Origin of the sequence: Variovorax sp. E3 (assembly GCF_016082275.1) — a bacterium.
Lineage (GTDB): Bacteria > Pseudomonadota > Gammaproteobacteria > Burkholderiales > Burkholderiaceae_C > Variovorax.
Genome location: NZ_MOWM01000004.1, coordinates 25,990 through 40,835, shown reverse-complemented (window position 1 = coordinate 40,835; position 14,846 = coordinate 25,990). Strand labels below are relative to the sequence as shown.

The following is a 14,846-nucleotide window of genomic DNA, read 5'->3' as shown; positions in this document are numbered from 1 at the left end:
TCACAAACGCCGGTGCCCGCACGTCTTCATGGACAAGACAGACGCAAGGCCCAGCCCGCGCCTGGCTTGCTCCAACCTAGCCGGACACCATGAACGACACAAACGACATCAACGAGATCTTCAACGAACTGCGGCCTCGCCTACACGGCATTGCATACCGGATGCTCGGATCGAAGGAGGAAGCCGAGGACCTGGTCCAGGATGCCTGGGTGCGCTGGCGCCAGTCGGCCAACGGCGCGGCCGATCAGGCGGTAGACAACCCGCAGGCCTGGCTGGTGTCGGTCGTCACGCACCTGGCAATTGACAGGCTGCGCGCCGCCAAGGTGGAGCGCGAGCACTACATCGGCATGTGGCTGCCGGAGCCCGTCATGCCCGATGTTTCTCCCTCGCCTGAAAAAATGTTGGAGCAGGCCGAAAACATCTCCATCGCCTTCCTCACCATGCTCGAGCGTCTGTCGCCGGAGAGCCGAGCCGCCTTTTTGATGCGCGAGGTCTTCGGTGCAAGCTACAGCGAGATTTCGCTCACACTGCGCAAGAGCGAAGCTGCTTGCCGCCAGTTGGTGCACCGCGCGAAGATGCAACTGCTCGAAAAGCGCAAGCGCTTTCGGGTCAAGCCCGAGGACCACATCCGTTTGCTCAAGGAATTCGCCGAGGCCGCGCGGCGCGGCGACATTTCGGCGTTGCGCACGCTGCTGGCCGACGACGCGGAGTTCGTCGGCGACGGCGGCGGAAAGGTACAGAGCTTCGGGGTGCCGCTGCGCGGCTCGGATCGCATCGCGCGGCTCTACTACGCCACCGGCCGGCGCTACGGCGCGCGCGTGCACATGCGGATCGCTCCGGTCAACGGCGAATGGGGCCTGCTGCGCTTCATCGACGGCGAACTGGAGTCGGTCCAGTCGTTCGAGACCGACGACGCAAAGATCCTGCGCATCCAGGCGCAGCGCAATCCAGAGAAGCTGGCGGCGCTGGCCGCCATCCTCAAGCGCGGCGGCGCAGTGGGAGCGCGAACGGGAGCAGGAACGGAGCCCATAACAAACCTTGACAGGCATTAACTGGCCCTCGCCCGGCCACGCGGGCAGAGTCCCATTTCATGAGGCGACCGCCACCGCGGTCCCCTGGAACCGAGACGCTGCCATGACCCTTCCCGCCCCACCCTTTGCCACGCCTTCCTCCCTCACGTCACGTGCGGACCCGCTCGCATCGAGCTTCGCCGCAAGCTACGCGGGCGTGGTCGCCTTCATCGCTGTCGTGGCCGAAGGCAGCTTCGCGCGAGCCGCCGACCGCCTGGGCATCGGTCGCTCGGCCGTGAGCCGCAGCGTGCAGAAGCTGGAAGACCAACTCAACGTACGACTCTTCACCCGGACTACCCGCAGCACCACACTGACGCGCGAGGGCGACCTCTTCTATGCCAACTGCCACACCGGTGTCGACCGGATCGTGCAGGCCGTCGAGGAGATGCGAGATCTGCGCCAGGGGCCGCCGCGCGGGCATCTGCGCATCAGCTCGGCGGTTGGCTTCGGCCGCCGCGTGGTGGCGCCACTGCTCGGCGAGTTCCGCCTCGCCTATCCCGACGTGTCGATCGACCTGCTGCTGAGCGACAAGCCGACCGACTTCACCACAGACCGGGTGGACGTCGCGTTCCGCAACGGCCGCATGGAAGACGCCCAGATCATCGCCAAGCAAATCATTCCGATGCAGATGCTGCTGTGCGCCTCGCCCGCCTACAAAGCGGCGCACGGTCTTCCCATGTCGATTGAAGATTTGCGCAACCATCGGTGCATCAATTTTCGCTTCGCGTCAGGCCGCGTCTTTGAATGGGAGTTCAAGGTCGCGGGCCAGACGACCAAGTTCGTACCGCCCTCGCAGCTCACCTACAACGACGCCGACCTGGTACTGCAAGCCGTACTCGACGGGCACGGCATCGCACAAATGGCGGGCTACCTGGTGTGCGATTCGCTGCGCAGCGGCGCGCTGGTGCCCTGCCTTGCGCAGCACGCGCCCGACGACCACGGCCACTACATCTGTTATCTGAGCCGGCAGCACTTGCCCACTCGCATGCGCGTGTTCATCGACTTCATGACAGCCCGCATTCGGGCGGCCGACCTTCAATGCCTGACGGACTTCGATTCGACGCACGCATCGGCCATTGGTGCGCTCTCAACAACAGCGTGAGTCCCGTTGCGGACCTACCGCCGCGCGCGAGCCAAACCTACGATCCATTTCACCCTATGGCACTCGCCCGTCGAGAGCAGCCGTTCATCAGACACAACCCGCTTGTTCAACTTCATTCGAGAGGAACCCCATGAAGCTCACCCAGACCCCCCTCGCGCCGCGACCTGCTCGCGACGAGCGCTGTCGTTGCCACCAGCACGCTCGCGCTCGGCCTGCACGACAGCGCCAATGCAGCCACCCCCAACCCATCCAACCCACAAAGCCGGAGCCCCCCGTATGACCAGCGACACCATCACCACCAAAGACGGCACTCGCATTTACTACAAAGACTGGGGCAGCGGCCCGGTCGTCACCTTTTCGCACGGCTGGCCGCTCAACGCCGACGCCTGGGATGACCAGATGCACTTTCTCGCGCAGAACGGCTTCCGCGCGATCGCACATGACCGTCGCGGCCACGGCCGTTCGACCCAGTCGTCGTCGAACAACGATATGAACGGGTATGCCGACGACTTGGCCTCACTGTTCGAGGCGCTCGACCTCAAAGGCGTGTCGATGGTCGGTCATTCGACCGGCGGCGGCGAAGTGGCGCGCTACATCGGCCGCCACGGCACGAAGCGCGTCGCCAAAACCGTGCTCATCGGTGCCGTCCCGCCGGTGATGGTCAAGTCGGCGTCGAACCCCGAGGGCCTGCCGCTGACGGTGTTCGACGGCATCCGTGCAGGCGTGGCCGCCGACCGTTCGCAGTACTACAAGGACCTGGCGCTACCCTTCTACGGGGCCAACCGTCCCGGCGCGAAGGTCTCGCAGGGCATCCTGGACCAGTTCTGGCTCTGGAGCATGCAAAGTGGCCAAAAGAACGCTTATGAATGCATCAAGGCGTTCTCCGAAACCGATTTCACCGAGGATCTGAAAAAGTTCGACGTGCCGACGTTGTTCATGCACGGCGAAGACGACCAGATCGTGCCCGTGCACGACGCGGCGAAGAAGGCAGCCAGGCTGGTGAAGGGCGCCAAGGAGATCTACTACCCCGGCGCGCCGCACGGTCTCACCGCCACGATGCAGGACAAGGTCAACGCGGATCTGCTGGCCTTCCTGCGCAGCTGAACGCCGTGTACTACGGCTCCAACCCCATGGGTGCGTCATGCTGAACCTTTTGCTGCAGACCACGATAGAGGGCGATCCCGACGACTGGAACATCTCGCGGTTCAGCCGCCTGGCCTCGTTCCTGTCGGGGCTGCGTGACAAGGACGGCGGCCTTGCGTTCAAGGTGACAGCCCGCGACCGCGCACAGCGCGGCAAGCCTGACCCCGTGCTGTCGACGCTGCACGATTCGGAATTCGACCAGCTTTGGCTCTTCGCAGTCGACGGTGGCGACGGCTTGACCGACGAGGATTGCATGGGCATCAGCCAGTTCCGTCGTGCCGGCGGCGCCCTGATGGTCACCCGCGACCACATGGACGTGGGCAGCTCGATCTGCACCCTCGGGGGCATCGGGCTCGCGCACCACTTTCACAGTCGCAATCGTGAGCCCGACGAAGGCCGTCACTGCATCGACGACACCTTCGCAGCGCACATCTCGTGGCCCAACTACCACTCGGGCGCCAACGGCGACTTCCAGCGCGTGCGCTCGGTGGGAAGTATTCATCCAGTGATGCGCGACCGGCAGTCGGCGACCGGCGTGGTGCAGTACCTGCCGTCGCATCCGCACGAGGGTGTGGTCAGCGCACCGCCCAACGACTCGAGCGGCCGCGTGATCGCCGAAGGACAAAGCGCGGTCTCCGGGCGGCGCTTCAACATCGCCGTGGCCTTCGAGCGTTCCGAGCACGGCGGGCGCGCCATCGCGCAGTCCACCTTCCACCATTTCGCCGACTACAACTGGGACCCGGCCTGCGGCTGCCCCTCGTTCGTCAGCGAGTCGCCCGGCGAGGGCATCGCCGGTTTTCCCGAGGCGCTCCGGTCGACCAGGCAGTACGTCAGCAACATCGCCTTCTGGCTCAACGCCTGAACACACCATGCACAACCAGCTCCGGATCACCACCTCCGACGGCGCCTTCATAGCGTATATCGCCCGCCCGCGGGTCCTGCCGGCGCCGGCCGTCGTCGTTATTCACGAAGTGTTCGGCGTGAATGCCGACATGCGTCAGTCCTGCGATGAACTCGCGGCGAAGGGTTACCTAGCGATCAGCCCTGACCTGTTCTGGCGGCAGGAACCCGGCGTCGACATGACCGACCAGACCGAGGTCGAGCGCGCGAAGGCACTGGCGCTGTACAACGCGTTCGACCTCGACGCCGGCGTGCGTGACATCGTCGCCACGCTGGAGGCAGCACGCGCACTGCCTGACGCGACAGGCCGGGTCGGGGTTGTCGGCTACTGCCTGGGCGGGCTTCTGACCTATTTGACAGCCGCGCGCGTCGGCGTCGACGCGGCGGTGGCCTACTACCCCGGCAACGCCGACAAGCACCTCGAGGAGGCCGGCGGCGTCCACAGCCCGATGCTGATTCATCTTGCTCAGGAGGACGAGTACATTCCGGCCGAAGCACAGCAGAAGATCACCACAGCGCTGCAAGATCTCTCGCAGGTCCAGGTCTACAACTACCCTGGATGCCACCACGCGTTCGCGCGGCATCGTGGCATCAGCTACGACGCCGAAGCGGCCGCGCTGGCCAACGGCAGAACCGATGCGTTCCTGGCGCTGTACCTGAAGAAATCCTGAACAATTCCTTTGCGCAAAAACAGCCGGCGTCGCGAGACGCCGGCTGTTGCTGCTTACTCCAGCGGCTGGTCCGAAGGCGGCGTGCGCATGCCCACCGCCAGGCGGTTCCACGCATTGATGGCGGCGATGGTCCAGCTCAGTTCCACGATCTCCTGGTCGTTGAAGTGCTTCTTCAGCGCTTCGTAGGCCGTGTCCTGATCGCCGTGCTGGTCGGCCAGGCGCGTGAGCACTTCGGCCCAGGCCAGGGCCGCGCGTTCGCGCGCATCGTAGAAGCTCACCTCGCGCCAGGTCGAGAGGCTGTTCAGGCGTTGCCAGGTCTCGCCGTGCTTGCGCAGGTCACGCGCATGCATGTCCAGGCAGAAGGCGCAGCCGTTGATCTGGGAGACGCGCGTTTGCACAAGTTCCATCAGCGAATGGCCCAGCGTCGATTTGGCGAGCGAGCCGTTGACGCCGGCCATCGCCTGGTAGGACTTGGGAGAAATTTCGGTCCAGGGCAGTCGGGGGTGGTTCATGTCGTTCCTTTGTGAAGGGTTCAGTGAGAGGGTGGGTGCTGCTTCGCAGCGGGCGGCCGCATCGGGCGGGCCACCTGAATCCACGTTAAGTGCCAGGCCACATGTGCACAGCGGCCGATGGTTCGGCAAAGGCCTCTCTCTTTTGCAGGGTCCGCGCAAGGCGGCGACAATCCGCGCAACACCCCGCGTGCCCACCCCGATGGAACCTCACCATGCTGCGCCTGTATGACAGCCGTCTCTCCGGCAACTCGTGGAAGATCCGCATCCTCCTGAGCCAGCTCGGCCTGCCCTACGAGCGCGTCACGCTGGACATCGGCAAGGGCGATACCCACGAGCCGGACTTTCGCGCGATCAGCCGTTTCGAACGCGTTCCGGTGCTGATGCTGGAAGACGGGCGGCCGGTCGTCGAGTCGGGCGCCATCCTGCTGTACCTCGCGCAGGGCACACCCTACCTGCCCGACGATGGGTACCTTCGCGCCGAAGTGCTCAGTTGGCTCTTCTTCGAGCAGGCCGACCTTCAGAAGAACATCGCCACGCCACGTGTGCTGCATCTGTACGGCATGGCCGACGACAGACAACAGGACATCGCGCGCTTCCACGCCGAGGGCTACCTGGCGCTGGAAAAACTCGACCGTTGGCTGCACGAGCGCACCTGGCTCGTGGACGAGCGCTACACCATCGCGGACCTGGCCGCGTCCACCTACGTGTCGCTGGCCGCGCAAGGCGGCTATGCGATGTCGCGCTTCGCCGGCATCGGCGCATGGGTCACGCGCGTACAGGGGCAGCCGCGCTGGGTGCCGCTGATCCCTGAGGCCGCCGCAGCGTCCGAACTCTGACGCGCACCAACGCATCGTTCGGATTTTCGGGACCGAGCGTGCAAGCTTTGACGCCTTCTCACTCGACACCAGGCTACCTACGATTCGGCTGTCTTCAACACGCTTGAAGGCAACCCCGCCGATCGACAGTTGGTGCGCCTGCAGTACAGGCCGATGAGAGGAACGTGATGACGCCCCCCGCCCCATTGATGGACATGACAGCCGCCGCCCGCGCCGCCGTGCAGGACCCCCACCGCACGACCCTGGTGGGCCGCGACGCGAACCCGCGCTTCGAACTCTTCCACGCAGCCAGTTCGCTGTGCTCGCAGAAGGTACGCACGGTGCTGCATGAGAAGGCACTGCCCTACCGCTCGAACGACATGCTCATCCTGAGCACGATGGGTACTGACGGACTGGTCCCCGCCGAGCACTACAGCCCCGCCTACATCCGGCTGCGCCTGTTCGCGGGTCGCGAGCTGGGCCGCGCCTTCGTGTCGGGATACAGCGGACGCACTTCCGTGGAAAGCGAAGGCTTCGACCCTTGCGTCGTGCCGCTGCTGGTGGACTATGAAGCCGGCCGCGTGATCGCCGATTCGCAGCGCATCTGCACCTACCTGGACGCGGTTTCTCGCCAGCCGCTGCAACTGGTTCCCGACGAACCCCAGGCGCGCGGCGAAGTGATGCGCCAGGTCGGCATCGTCGACAGGATTTCCAACGGCGCGCTGCTCTATGGCTTCCACCCCGATGCGGACCTGAGGCCCGACCCGCTCAAGGCATCGATGCAGACGGTGTACGACTACAAGGTCATGGCGCTCGAACGCCTGATCCAGGAAAACGCCGACGAGCCCGAGCTCGTGGCGGCCTATCGCGCCAAGATCGTGAAGGAGACCGGGGGCAAGAAGGTCTGTCACGACCCCGCCTTCCAGCGCGCCGCGCGCGAGCATACGGGCGCGCTGCTGGCGGACCTGGAGCGCGATCTCGCGGCCGGGGCTTTCGCGTTCACCAACGGCCATCTCTTCTCGCTGGCCGACGTGCTGTGGGGCGTGAACCTCGTGCGCATCAACTACCTCGGCCTCTCTTCGATGTGGGACGCGTTGCCTAACGTGGCGCACTACTTCGACGCGCTTTGCAAGCGGCCCTCACTGTGCAAGGAAGCCATCGGCGCGTCGATCGCCTCGATGCCGCCCTCGCGCTACATGGACGCCGTGGCGGACTGCACGGCAGTCGCCGCCGCCTGAGTTTCAACAGCGTTTCCGAGCTTCCGGTCTCGCGGCGTTCGACGCCGCGAGGGGAGGCGCTCGTCTTGCGTTTCCATCCATCGTCTTTCTGAACCGGAGCCCACGTGAACGCCTTTACGGACAACGTCGCGCAGCCATCCAGCGTGATCCCCCGTGCGCCGGGCCTTCGCCGTGCGCTCGAAGCGCTCGCCGGCGGGCGCATCACGGTGTCCGGGCTGGTTGAGCAGGCGCTCGACGCGGCAGAGTCAGCCCAGCGCACGCTGCATGCGTTCGCCGCCATCGACTGCGAAGGTGCGCTGCGTGCGGCCCGGGAGAGTGAGCAGCGCTATGCGGAAGGCAGGGCGCGGCCGCTCGAGGGGCTGGCCATCGGCGTCAAGGACCTGATCGACACGCAAGGCGTTGAAACCAGCTATGGCTCGGCCGCGTGGAGAGGTCATGTGCCGTCCGCCGATGCCGAGATCGTGTCATCGCTGCGTGAGCAAGGCGCCATCATCATCGGCAAGACCACCACGCATGAGTTCGCCTGGGGCGTGACCACGGCCAGCGCGACTTTTGGCGACACCCTGAACCCGCTGGACCTCACGCGGATTCCCGGCGGCTCCAGTGGCGGCGCGGCAGCGGCCATCGCCTATGGCGCCGTGGCGGCCGGTCTGGGCACGGACACCGGCGGTTCGGTGCGGATACCGGCGGCGCTGTGCGGCGTTGCCGGCTTCAAGCCGAGCTACGGAACCCTGTCCACACGCGGTGTGTTTCGCCTGGCGCCCACGCTGGATCACCCCGGCCTGCTCGGAGAAACGGTCGACGACATCGTCGTCCTTGCGGGCGCGCTGCGCATCGACGTGCCGCAGGGAAAGGCGCGTGCGGCCGCACGCCTGGGCGTCGTCCGCGAGATCGCGCCCGTGCCGGTCAGCAACGAGGTGGCCGGGGCCTTCGATGCCGCCGTCGCCCTGCTCGCCCAGGGCTTTTCCTGCGACATGCTCGACGGCACCGCGCTCGACGGCACCACGCTGTTCGACGGCGTGCAGCAGGCCTTCGCACACCTCGTGCTGACCGAAGGCGGAGTCGGGCACTTCAGGCACAACGACGCGCAGCGCATCGCCGCGCTCTACGGCCGCGAAACCGTCGACCGGCTGGAGCGCGCGAAGACGATCACGCTGGGCGACTACGCGCTTGCGCAGCAGACGCGACGCGACTTCACCGCGCGCCTGCACCGCGCCATGTCGGCGGTCGACTTTCTCGTGTTGCCGACCTGCCCCTGTACCGCACCACGCGTGGGCGAGAGCTCGATCGCGATCGGAGCCTGGACTGGGACGGTGCGCGAGGCGCTGATGACCTACACCGCGCCGTTCAACGTGGCCGGCTTTCCCGCGGTTTCGATCCCGCTCCCCGTGCGTGGCGGCCGGTTGCCCGCGGCGCTGCAGGTCGTGGCCAAGCCCGGCCGCGATGGCGCGCTGCTGCAGGTCGCGCGGCAGATGGAGTTGGTGCTGCGCGGCACCGAAGCGCCAAGGCGCTGACAGCTTTCACATCAACACAACCAGGAGCACCACGTGAACGACATCCCCGACACCACCGGCACTTCGGGCCCGAAGCCCGGCGTCACCCCCGAAGGCCAGACCCCCTATAGCGCATGGATCCAGACCGACACGCTGCATCAGCTGCAGCGCACGGTCAGCGACCATCCTGGCGAGCACGCGTGGATCGTCCATGTGCAGGTTTCCGAGCTCTACTGGATGCTCATCATCAAGGAGATGCAGACGGCTCAGCGCTTTCTGCGCGTCGACAACCTGCCGCAGGCCTATCGCGCGCTGCTGCGCATCGTCGGCCACCAGGCGCCGCTCGAGGCCATCTGGCGCTCGATCGACTGGATGACGCCCAACGACCTGCTGGCCATCCTGTCGCGCGCCGTGGCAACGCACGGCAAGGACACCGCGCTACAGGGATGGACTTATCGGCAGATGGTCTACCTGCTGGGCATCAAGCAGGCGGTACACCTGCAGCACTTCGAGCCGCAGCCACCGCGTTGGGCGCAGCTCAACCAGACGCTGGCCGAGCCGAGCCTGTACGACGACGTGCTCGGGTATCTGCAGCGTCGAGGATTGAACGTGCCCCCCGCGCTGCTCGCGCGCGACCTGAGTGCACCCTACACGCCCAGCCAGGAGGTCGAGCAGGTGTGGCGCGACATCTACGCGGACGCCGACAGCCGCATCGAACTGCAGCAGCTCGGCGAGACGCTGGCCGACATCGCGGAGGGCTTTTGCAACTGGAAGTATCGCCACCTCATGGCCACGCGCCGCACCTTCGGCGCGCGTCCGGCGTACTTCGGCTCCGAGGGCGTCGCATGGCTCGCACCCACGCTCGAGGAAATTCCCTTCCCGGAGCTCTGGTCCGCGCGCACCTTCATCGGCAACCCGCCGCCCGTGTGCCCGCACATGGCTCGCCAAGGCCGGTGAACCGGCTCGCCGGCCCCGATCGTTCGCGTTTTCGGGACCGAGCGTGCAACCAAAGAGGGCTTCTCAGCGCCGTGCGGCGTACCTACGATTTCCTCGAATCAGATCCCCAAACCATAGAGAGACAAAAAACATCATGTCAGCCAACCTGTTGATGGAGCCCACGGAAATGCACACGACGCCGTATATCGATGACCTGATCCTGGAGCGGCGCAGCAAGCGCGGCTTCACCGACCAGCCCGTTCCGCTCGACATGGTGAAGGACATTCTCTCGGCGGCGAAATACGCCCCGAGCTCGAGCAACACGCAACCATGGCGCTGCTATGTCGTGACCGGCGAAGCGCGCAAGCGCGTCACCACCGCCGCGGTGGAGGAGTTTCGTGCCAACCACGACAAGCTGGCGCCGGAGTACCCGTTCTTTCCTCAGCCGCTGCACGACCCGTTCGCCACGCGCTTCAACACCTTTCGCGGCCAACTAGGCGATGCGCAGGGCGTGCACCGCAGCGACAAGACCGGGCGCATGCGCGACGTGGAGCGCCAGTTCCTGTTCTTCGATGCGCCGGTCGGCATCATCTTCACGATGGACCGCCAGCTGGAGTGGGCCAGCCTGCTGTGCTACGGCTGCTTCCTGCAGAGCGTGATGCTGGCAGCCAAAGGCCGCGGCCTGGACACCTGCCCGCAACAGATCTGGTCGCTGCAGCATCACGTACTGCGCGCCGAACTCGGCATTCCCGCAGGCGAGATGGTGATCGCGGGGATGTCGATGGGCTGGGCCGACAACAGCCTGCCCGAGAACCGCATGACGCTGCAAAAGCTGGAGCTCGAGCACTTCGCTTCGTTCATCCAGCAGTAACCCCGCCATTGCACCGCCGCGAAAGTGGCTGCATTCATTCGCATCAACGAAAGGTTTTTCCCATGTCGATCATCAAGGGCTTCCACCACCTGACTGCCTGTGTCAGCGGCGCACAGGAAGACGTGGACTTCTACGTCAAGCTGCTTGGCCAGAGTCTGGTCAAGAAAACCGTCCTCCTGGACGGCGAGGACCCCGTCTACCACCTCTATTACGGCAATGCGCAGGGCGACGCCGGCACGCTGGTGACTTCGTTTCCCTTCAAGCAGAAAGGCGTCAAGGGCCGCCGCGGCTCGGGGCAGATCCGCGTCATCAACTACTCCGTGCCCGCAGGCTCGCTGGACTTCTGGCGCGAGCGCTTTCGCGCCCACGGCGTGAGCTTCGACGAGACCGTGGTCGAGCGCTTCGGCGAGCAGCGCCAGCGCTTCCAGCACCCATGCGGCATCGAGTTCGATCTGGTGGCTTGCAACGGCGACAAGCGTCCACCGTGCTCGACCGACGACATCCCCGCGCAATACGCGATCCGGGGCGTGCACAGCATCACGCTGTCGCTGCGCGAGGTAGAGGAATCGATCATCTTCATGCAGGACGCGCTGGACTTTCGCTACGCCGACGACGACGGCCCGCACCACCGCTTCGAAACCGCGGACGGCGCGCCCGGCACCATCGTCGAGTTTCTGCACGAGCCCGACAGGCACCAGGGTTCGTCGATCTACGGCGAGGGCACCATCCACCACGTGGCCTTCGCGGTGGACAGCGTCGAGCAGCAGATGCAGATCAAGGAGAAGCTGATGTCGATGGGCCACATCGACACCTCCGAGTCGGTCAACCGCAACTACTTCCGCTCGATGTATTTCAAGATGCCCGGCGGCGTGATGTTCGAGGCGGCCACGACCGACATCGGCTTCGCGATCGACGAGGAGCCCGGCCACTTCGGCGCCGAGTTCCAGCTGCCGCCGTGGCTGCGCGAGCGCAAGGACGAGCTGCTCGGCCGCCTGGAGCCGATCGCGATCTGAGCGCCGCGCGGGGCACCGCCGCCCCGCTTCTTCAACTCCGCACGCTCTTGCCCACCGAACGCCCGGGGGGCGAAGACTTTCTTTTGTTTCAACACACAGGTTACCCATGTCCAAACCCAAGGTCCTCATCGCTTTCCATTCCCGCAACAGCTCCACCGAGCTTCTCGCCCAGGCCATCGCGCAGGGCGCAACGGCCGAGGGCGCCGAAGTGCGGATGCGCCGCGCCCGCGAATTCGTCGGCCCGGAAGTCATGCGCCAGGTGCCCGGCTGGGCTGAGCGCGCCAGCGAGATGAACGCGAAGTACGAAGCCCCGACCGAAGCCGATGCCGACTGGGCTGACGCGATCATCTTCGGCACGCCCACGCGCTTCGGCTCCATCGCCTCCGAGCTCAAGGCCTACATCGACTCGCTCGGCGGCCTCTGGTTCCAGGGCAAGCTCAACGGCAAGGTGGGCTCGGTCTTCGGCTCTACCTCGTCGACGCATGGCGGCAACGAGTCGACGCTGCTGTCGCTCTACGGCCCCATGGCCCACCTCGGCCTGATCATCGTGCCGCTGGGCTACGCCGACGCCTCCATGTTCGCCGCAGGCACACCCTACGGCGCGACTCACGTCTCGCACAAGGACTCGGTGATGCCCGGCGCCGAGCAACTCGCCGTCGCCGCTTACCAGGGCCGCCGCGTCGCGTCGACCACCAGGGCACTGCGCGCCGCGCAGCCGGTCGCCGAAGTTGCCTGAGGCATCGCCGCGGCAATTTCCCGACGCAGGCTTGCTGCGGGGCATCTTGCGCGGCGCTCCTCTGGCGCTATGCTTGCGCCAGCCGTGCCGCGCTCCGCGGCATTTTTCTGCCTCTTGCCCTGGCCGCCGATGCTGGATCTGAAGGATGTGTACTACTTCGTACAGGTCGTCGACCGAGGCGGGTTCACGGCCGCAGGTGCCGCACTGCGCCTGCCGAAGTCGACACTGAGCCATCGCGTCCAGGAGCTCGAGAGCTACCTGGGCGTGCGCCTTCTCAACCGGACCTCGCGCCAGTTCGGCATGACCGACATCGGCAAGGAGTTCTACGAGTACGCGGTGGCGATGCTGCACAGCTCCGACGTCGCCGAGGAAGCGGTGCGCCAGCGCCTGACCGAGCCCAGCGGCGTGATCCGGCTGACGACAGCCGTCGAGATTGCCCAGTTCGCCTTGCGCGAGGTACTTCCAGTCTTCCTCAACCAGTACCCGAAGGTGCGCGTGATCGAGATCGCGACCGACCGCTACGTGGACATCGTGGGCGAAGGCTTCGACCTGGCAATCCGCGGCCACACTGCCCCGCTGCAGAACTCCACGCTCGTGCAGCGCGCGCTCTCCGACGTGCCGTGGTACCTGTTCGCGAGCCCCGCCTACCTGCAGAAGATGGGCGTGCCTGAAAGCCCTGCCGACCTGGCGCAGCACGCAACCATCGCGATGGTGCGAAACGGCCCCATGCAGTGGCCGCTGCGAGGGCCGCACGGCGAAGAGGTGGTCATGCCCATCGACCCGCGCTTCCAGAGCAACAACATGGTCGCGCTGAAGGAAGCGGCGTGCGCCAACCTGGGCATCGCGGCGCTGCCGGGCTACATCTGCCGCTCGGAACTGAGAACCGGTGCGCTGCAGCAGTTGCTCCCCGACTGGTCGGCGGCGGACGCGCGCATCTCGGCGCTCATTCCGTTTCGCACCGGGCTGCTGCCGGCGGTGCGTTCGCTGGTGGATTTCCTGGCTGTGGAAATCCCGGTGATCACGGCGTTCGACCACCCATCGCGCTCCGCGTAGGCCGCCTCGCGCGGCGGGCCGCACGAGCCCGTCGTCGTCCATGCACATGGACGCTGCGTTTGCCGAACGACGGCTTGTGGCCACTGTGCCGCCGACCTATCTTGTGGGCTCTGAAATACAAGAGCCGGATCGACATGAATCACTTGAACTGCTTGCCGCAAGAAGGCGTCTTCTGGGGACGCCACATCCTGCAGGGCGCCGTCGCGCGGCTGGGCGACCACGACATCCAGCGACCGATCACGTTCACGGTCGAGCCGCTGGCCAAGCTGCACCGTACCTGCGTGCAACCCAACCTGAAGCAGGACGCGGGCACCTTCACGGACCTTCCGGCGCATGTGCCCGACATCGCTGTGCAGAACGGGCTTGAGGCCTGCCTGCAAGCCGGCGCCGGATCCATCCTTGCGCTGGGCGGTGGCTCGGTGCTCGACGCGGCAAAGGCGGTGTCGCACCTGCATCATGAGAAGACCGGGCGCTACCTGCCGATCGCAGCCCTGCCGACCACGCTGTCCGGTTCCGAGTTCTCGCACTACTTCGGCATCACGGAGACCGACGGGCCGCAGAAGTTCAAACGCAGCTACGCAGTGCGAGAGACTGTGCCCAAGGTGGTCGTGATCGACCCTGTGCTGCTGCTGGACACGCCGCGTGCGCTGCTGCTTTCCTCCGCCGTCAAGGGCATGGATCACGCGGTGGAGGGTATGCGCAAAGTCACGAAAGAGCATCCGCACGCGGTCATGGCGGCGAGCGGCCTGGCGCGCTTTCTTGCCGTGCTGCAGAAGTGGCCGAATGCCCTGTCGACGCGCGAGGCAATCGACCAGGGGTTGGTGACGCCCGATGACTTGTTGCAGCTGCAGTTGGCTGCGTGGCAGTGCTACTTCTCGCCTGCCTCGGTCATCTATGGCCTGAGCCACCGTATCGGCCACATCCTGGGCGGCACCTTCGGCCTGCCTCACAGCGCGACCTCATGCATCACGCTGGCCCCGGTGATCCGCGCGTGCGCGGACTTCTATGGCGACAAGCTGGGCATTTTTGCGCCGAGTTCATCGGACGCGGCGCGCGGTGAAGACGCGGCGGCCCAACTGGCCGACCGGATCGCAAGCGTGGTGAAGTCGCTTGGCTTGCCGGACCGCATCGGCGCCTTCGACCTCGACATCGCGCGGCTCCCTGAAGTGGCCAGGCTGTTGAAGCAGAACTACCCCAACGAGGTCGCGGACCTGGGCAACAACGCGAGCGTGAAGCTCGACACGCTGCTCGAAAGCCTCTGGTGATCTGAACGTTCACCGGCCAAAGAGGGGC

At 65.9% G+C, this 14,846-nt stretch carries 15 protein-coding genes; 14 read left to right on the top strand and 1 reads right to left on the bottom strand.

Annotation, left to right across the window (positions count from 1 at the left end):
* Window positions 1-89 precede the first annotated feature (89 nt).
* The 5 genes from BMG07_RS02320 to BMG07_RS02300 all read left to right on the top strand — a co-directional run bounded on the left by BMG07_RS02320 (window position 90) and on the right by BMG07_RS02300 (window position 4,886).
* Window positions 90-1,052, top strand: a complete 963-nt coding sequence (locus BMG07_RS02320) for an RNA polymerase sigma-70 factor (protein WP_198083000.1) — start codon at window positions 90-92, stop codon at window positions 1,050-1,052.
* A gap of 82 nt (window positions 1,053-1,134) precedes the next feature.
* Window positions 1,135-2,172: a LysR family transcriptional regulator gene (locus BMG07_RS02315; protein ID WP_198082999.1), complete on the top strand. Its 1,038-nt coding sequence runs from the start codon at window positions 1,135-1,137 to the stop codon at window positions 2,170-2,172.
* A 276-nt stretch (window positions 2,173-2,448) separates the two neighbouring features.
* Complete coding sequence (locus BMG07_RS02310; protein WP_198082998.1) at window positions 2,449-3,276, top strand: alpha/beta fold hydrolase; 828 nt, start codon at window positions 2,449-2,451, stop codon at window positions 3,274-3,276.
* 37 nt (window positions 3,277-3,313) lie between these two features.
* Window positions 3,314-4,177: a hypothetical protein gene (locus BMG07_RS02305; RefSeq protein ID WP_198082997.1), complete on the top strand. Its 864-nt coding sequence runs from the start codon at window positions 3,314-3,316 to the stop codon at window positions 4,175-4,177.
* Between the two features lie 7 nt (window positions 4,178-4,184).
* Window positions 4,185-4,886 (top strand): dienelactone hydrolase family protein, encoded by a 702-nt coding sequence (locus tag BMG07_RS02300; RefSeq protein WP_198082996.1) that lies wholly within the window; start codon window positions 4,185-4,187, stop codon window positions 4,884-4,886.
* Between the two features lie 53 nt (window positions 4,887-4,939).
* On the opposite strand, the gene BMG07_RS02295 is transcribed toward BMG07_RS02300, so the two are convergent.
* Entirely contained in the window at window positions 4,940-5,398 is a 459-nt protein-coding gene (locus BMG07_RS02295; RefSeq protein WP_198082995.1) for a carboxymuconolactone decarboxylase family protein, read from the bottom strand.
* 212 nt (window positions 5,399-5,610) lie between these two features.
* Here BMG07_RS02295 and BMG07_RS02290 point away from each other — a divergent pair, with 212 nt between their 5' ends.
* From BMG07_RS02290 to BMG07_RS02250, 9 genes are all read left to right on the top strand, one after another.
* A complete protein-coding gene (locus BMG07_RS02290; protein WP_198082994.1) occupies window positions 5,611-6,234 on the top strand; it encodes a glutathione S-transferase family protein in 624 nt (207 codons plus the stop codon).
* A gap of 167 nt (window positions 6,235-6,401) precedes the next feature.
* Window positions 6,402-7,451, top strand: a complete 1,050-nt coding sequence (locus BMG07_RS02285; RefSeq protein WP_269758558.1) for a glutathione S-transferase family protein — start codon at window positions 6,402-6,404, stop codon at window positions 7,449-7,451.
* Between the two features lie 104 nt (window positions 7,452-7,555).
* Entirely contained in the window at window positions 7,556-8,965 is a 1,410-nt protein-coding gene (locus tag BMG07_RS02280; protein WP_198082993.1) for an amidase, read from the top strand.
* A gap of 33 nt (window positions 8,966-8,998) precedes the next feature.
* Window positions 8,999-9,901 (top strand): tryptophan 2,3-dioxygenase family protein, encoded by a 903-nt coding sequence (locus BMG07_RS02275; protein ID WP_307866834.1) that lies wholly within the window; start codon window positions 8,999-9,001, stop codon window positions 9,899-9,901.
* A gap of 166 nt (window positions 9,902-10,067) precedes the next feature.
* Window positions 10,068-10,751 (top strand): nitroreductase, encoded by a 684-nt coding sequence (locus tag BMG07_RS02270; protein WP_198083148.1) that lies wholly within the window; start codon window positions 10,068-10,070, stop codon window positions 10,749-10,751.
* 62 nt (window positions 10,752-10,813) lie between these two features.
* Window positions 10,814-11,764 carry a ring-cleaving dioxygenase gene (locus BMG07_RS02265; protein WP_198082992.1) on the top strand — a complete coding sequence of 317 codons (951 nt, stop codon included), beginning with the start codon at window positions 10,814-10,816 and terminating at the stop codon, window positions 11,762-11,764.
* A 106-nt stretch (window positions 11,765-11,870) separates the two neighbouring features.
* On the top strand, window positions 11,871-12,500 hold the full coding sequence (gene wrbA, locus BMG07_RS02260; protein WP_198082991.1) for an NAD(P)H:quinone oxidoreductase: 630 nt from the start codon (window positions 11,871-11,873) through the stop codon (window positions 12,498-12,500).
* 129 nt (window positions 12,501-12,629) lie between these two features.
* On the top strand, window positions 12,630-13,553 hold the full coding sequence (locus BMG07_RS02255; RefSeq protein ID WP_198082990.1) for a LysR substrate-binding domain-containing protein: 924 nt from the start codon (window positions 12,630-12,632) through the stop codon (window positions 13,551-13,553).
* A gap of 134 nt (window positions 13,554-13,687) precedes the next feature.
* Window positions 13,688-14,818: an iron-containing alcohol dehydrogenase gene (locus tag BMG07_RS02250; protein WP_198083146.1), complete on the top strand. Its 1,131-nt coding sequence runs from the start codon at window positions 13,688-13,690 to the stop codon at window positions 14,816-14,818.
* The last annotated feature ends 28 nt before the right edge of the window (window positions 14,819-14,846 follow it).

Excerpts from the sequence above, each read along its gene's own strand:
- BMG07_RS02320 (WP_198083000.1), top strand. The coding sequence starts at position 90 with ATGAACGACACAAACGACATCAACGAGATCTTCAACGAACTGCGGCCT.
- BMG07_RS02315 (WP_198082999.1), top strand. The coding sequence starts at position 1,135 with ATGACCCTTCCCGCCCCACCCTTTGCCACGCCTTCCTCCCTCACGTCA.
- BMG07_RS02310 (WP_198082998.1), top strand. The coding sequence starts at position 2,449 with ATGACCAGCGACACCATCACCACCAAAGACGGCACTCGCATTTACTAC.
- BMG07_RS02305 (WP_198082997.1), top strand. The coding sequence starts at position 3,314 with ATGCTGAACCTTTTGCTGCAGACCACGATAGAGGGCGATCCCGACGAC.
- BMG07_RS02300 (WP_198082996.1), top strand. The coding sequence starts at position 4,185 with ATGCACAACCAGCTCCGGATCACCACCTCCGACGGCGCCTTCATAGCG.
- BMG07_RS02295 (WP_198082995.1), bottom strand. The coding sequence starts at position 5,398 with ATGAACCACCCCCGACTGCCCTGGACCGAAATTTCTCCCAAGTCCTAC.
- BMG07_RS02290 (WP_198082994.1), top strand. The coding sequence starts at position 5,611 with ATGCTGCGCCTGTATGACAGCCGTCTCTCCGGCAACTCGTGGAAGATC.
- BMG07_RS02285 (WP_269758558.1), top strand. The coding sequence starts at position 6,402 with ATGACGCCCCCCGCCCCATTGATGGACATGACAGCCGCCGCCCGCGCC.
- BMG07_RS02270 (WP_198083148.1), top strand. The coding sequence starts at position 10,068 with ATGCACACGACGCCGTATATCGATGACCTGATCCTGGAGCGGCGCAGC.
- BMG07_RS02265 (WP_198082992.1), top strand. The coding sequence starts at position 10,814 with ATGTCGATCATCAAGGGCTTCCACCACCTGACTGCCTGTGTCAGCGGC.
- wrbA (WP_198082991.1), top strand. The coding sequence starts at position 11,871 with ATGTCCAAACCCAAGGTCCTCATCGCTTTCCATTCCCGCAACAGCTCC.
- BMG07_RS02255 (WP_198082990.1), top strand. The coding sequence starts at position 12,630 with ATGCTGGATCTGAAGGATGTGTACTACTTCGTACAGGTCGTCGACCGA.
- BMG07_RS02250 (WP_198083146.1), top strand. The coding sequence starts at position 13,688 with ATGAATCACTTGAACTGCTTGCCGCAAGAAGGCGTCTTCTGGGGACGC.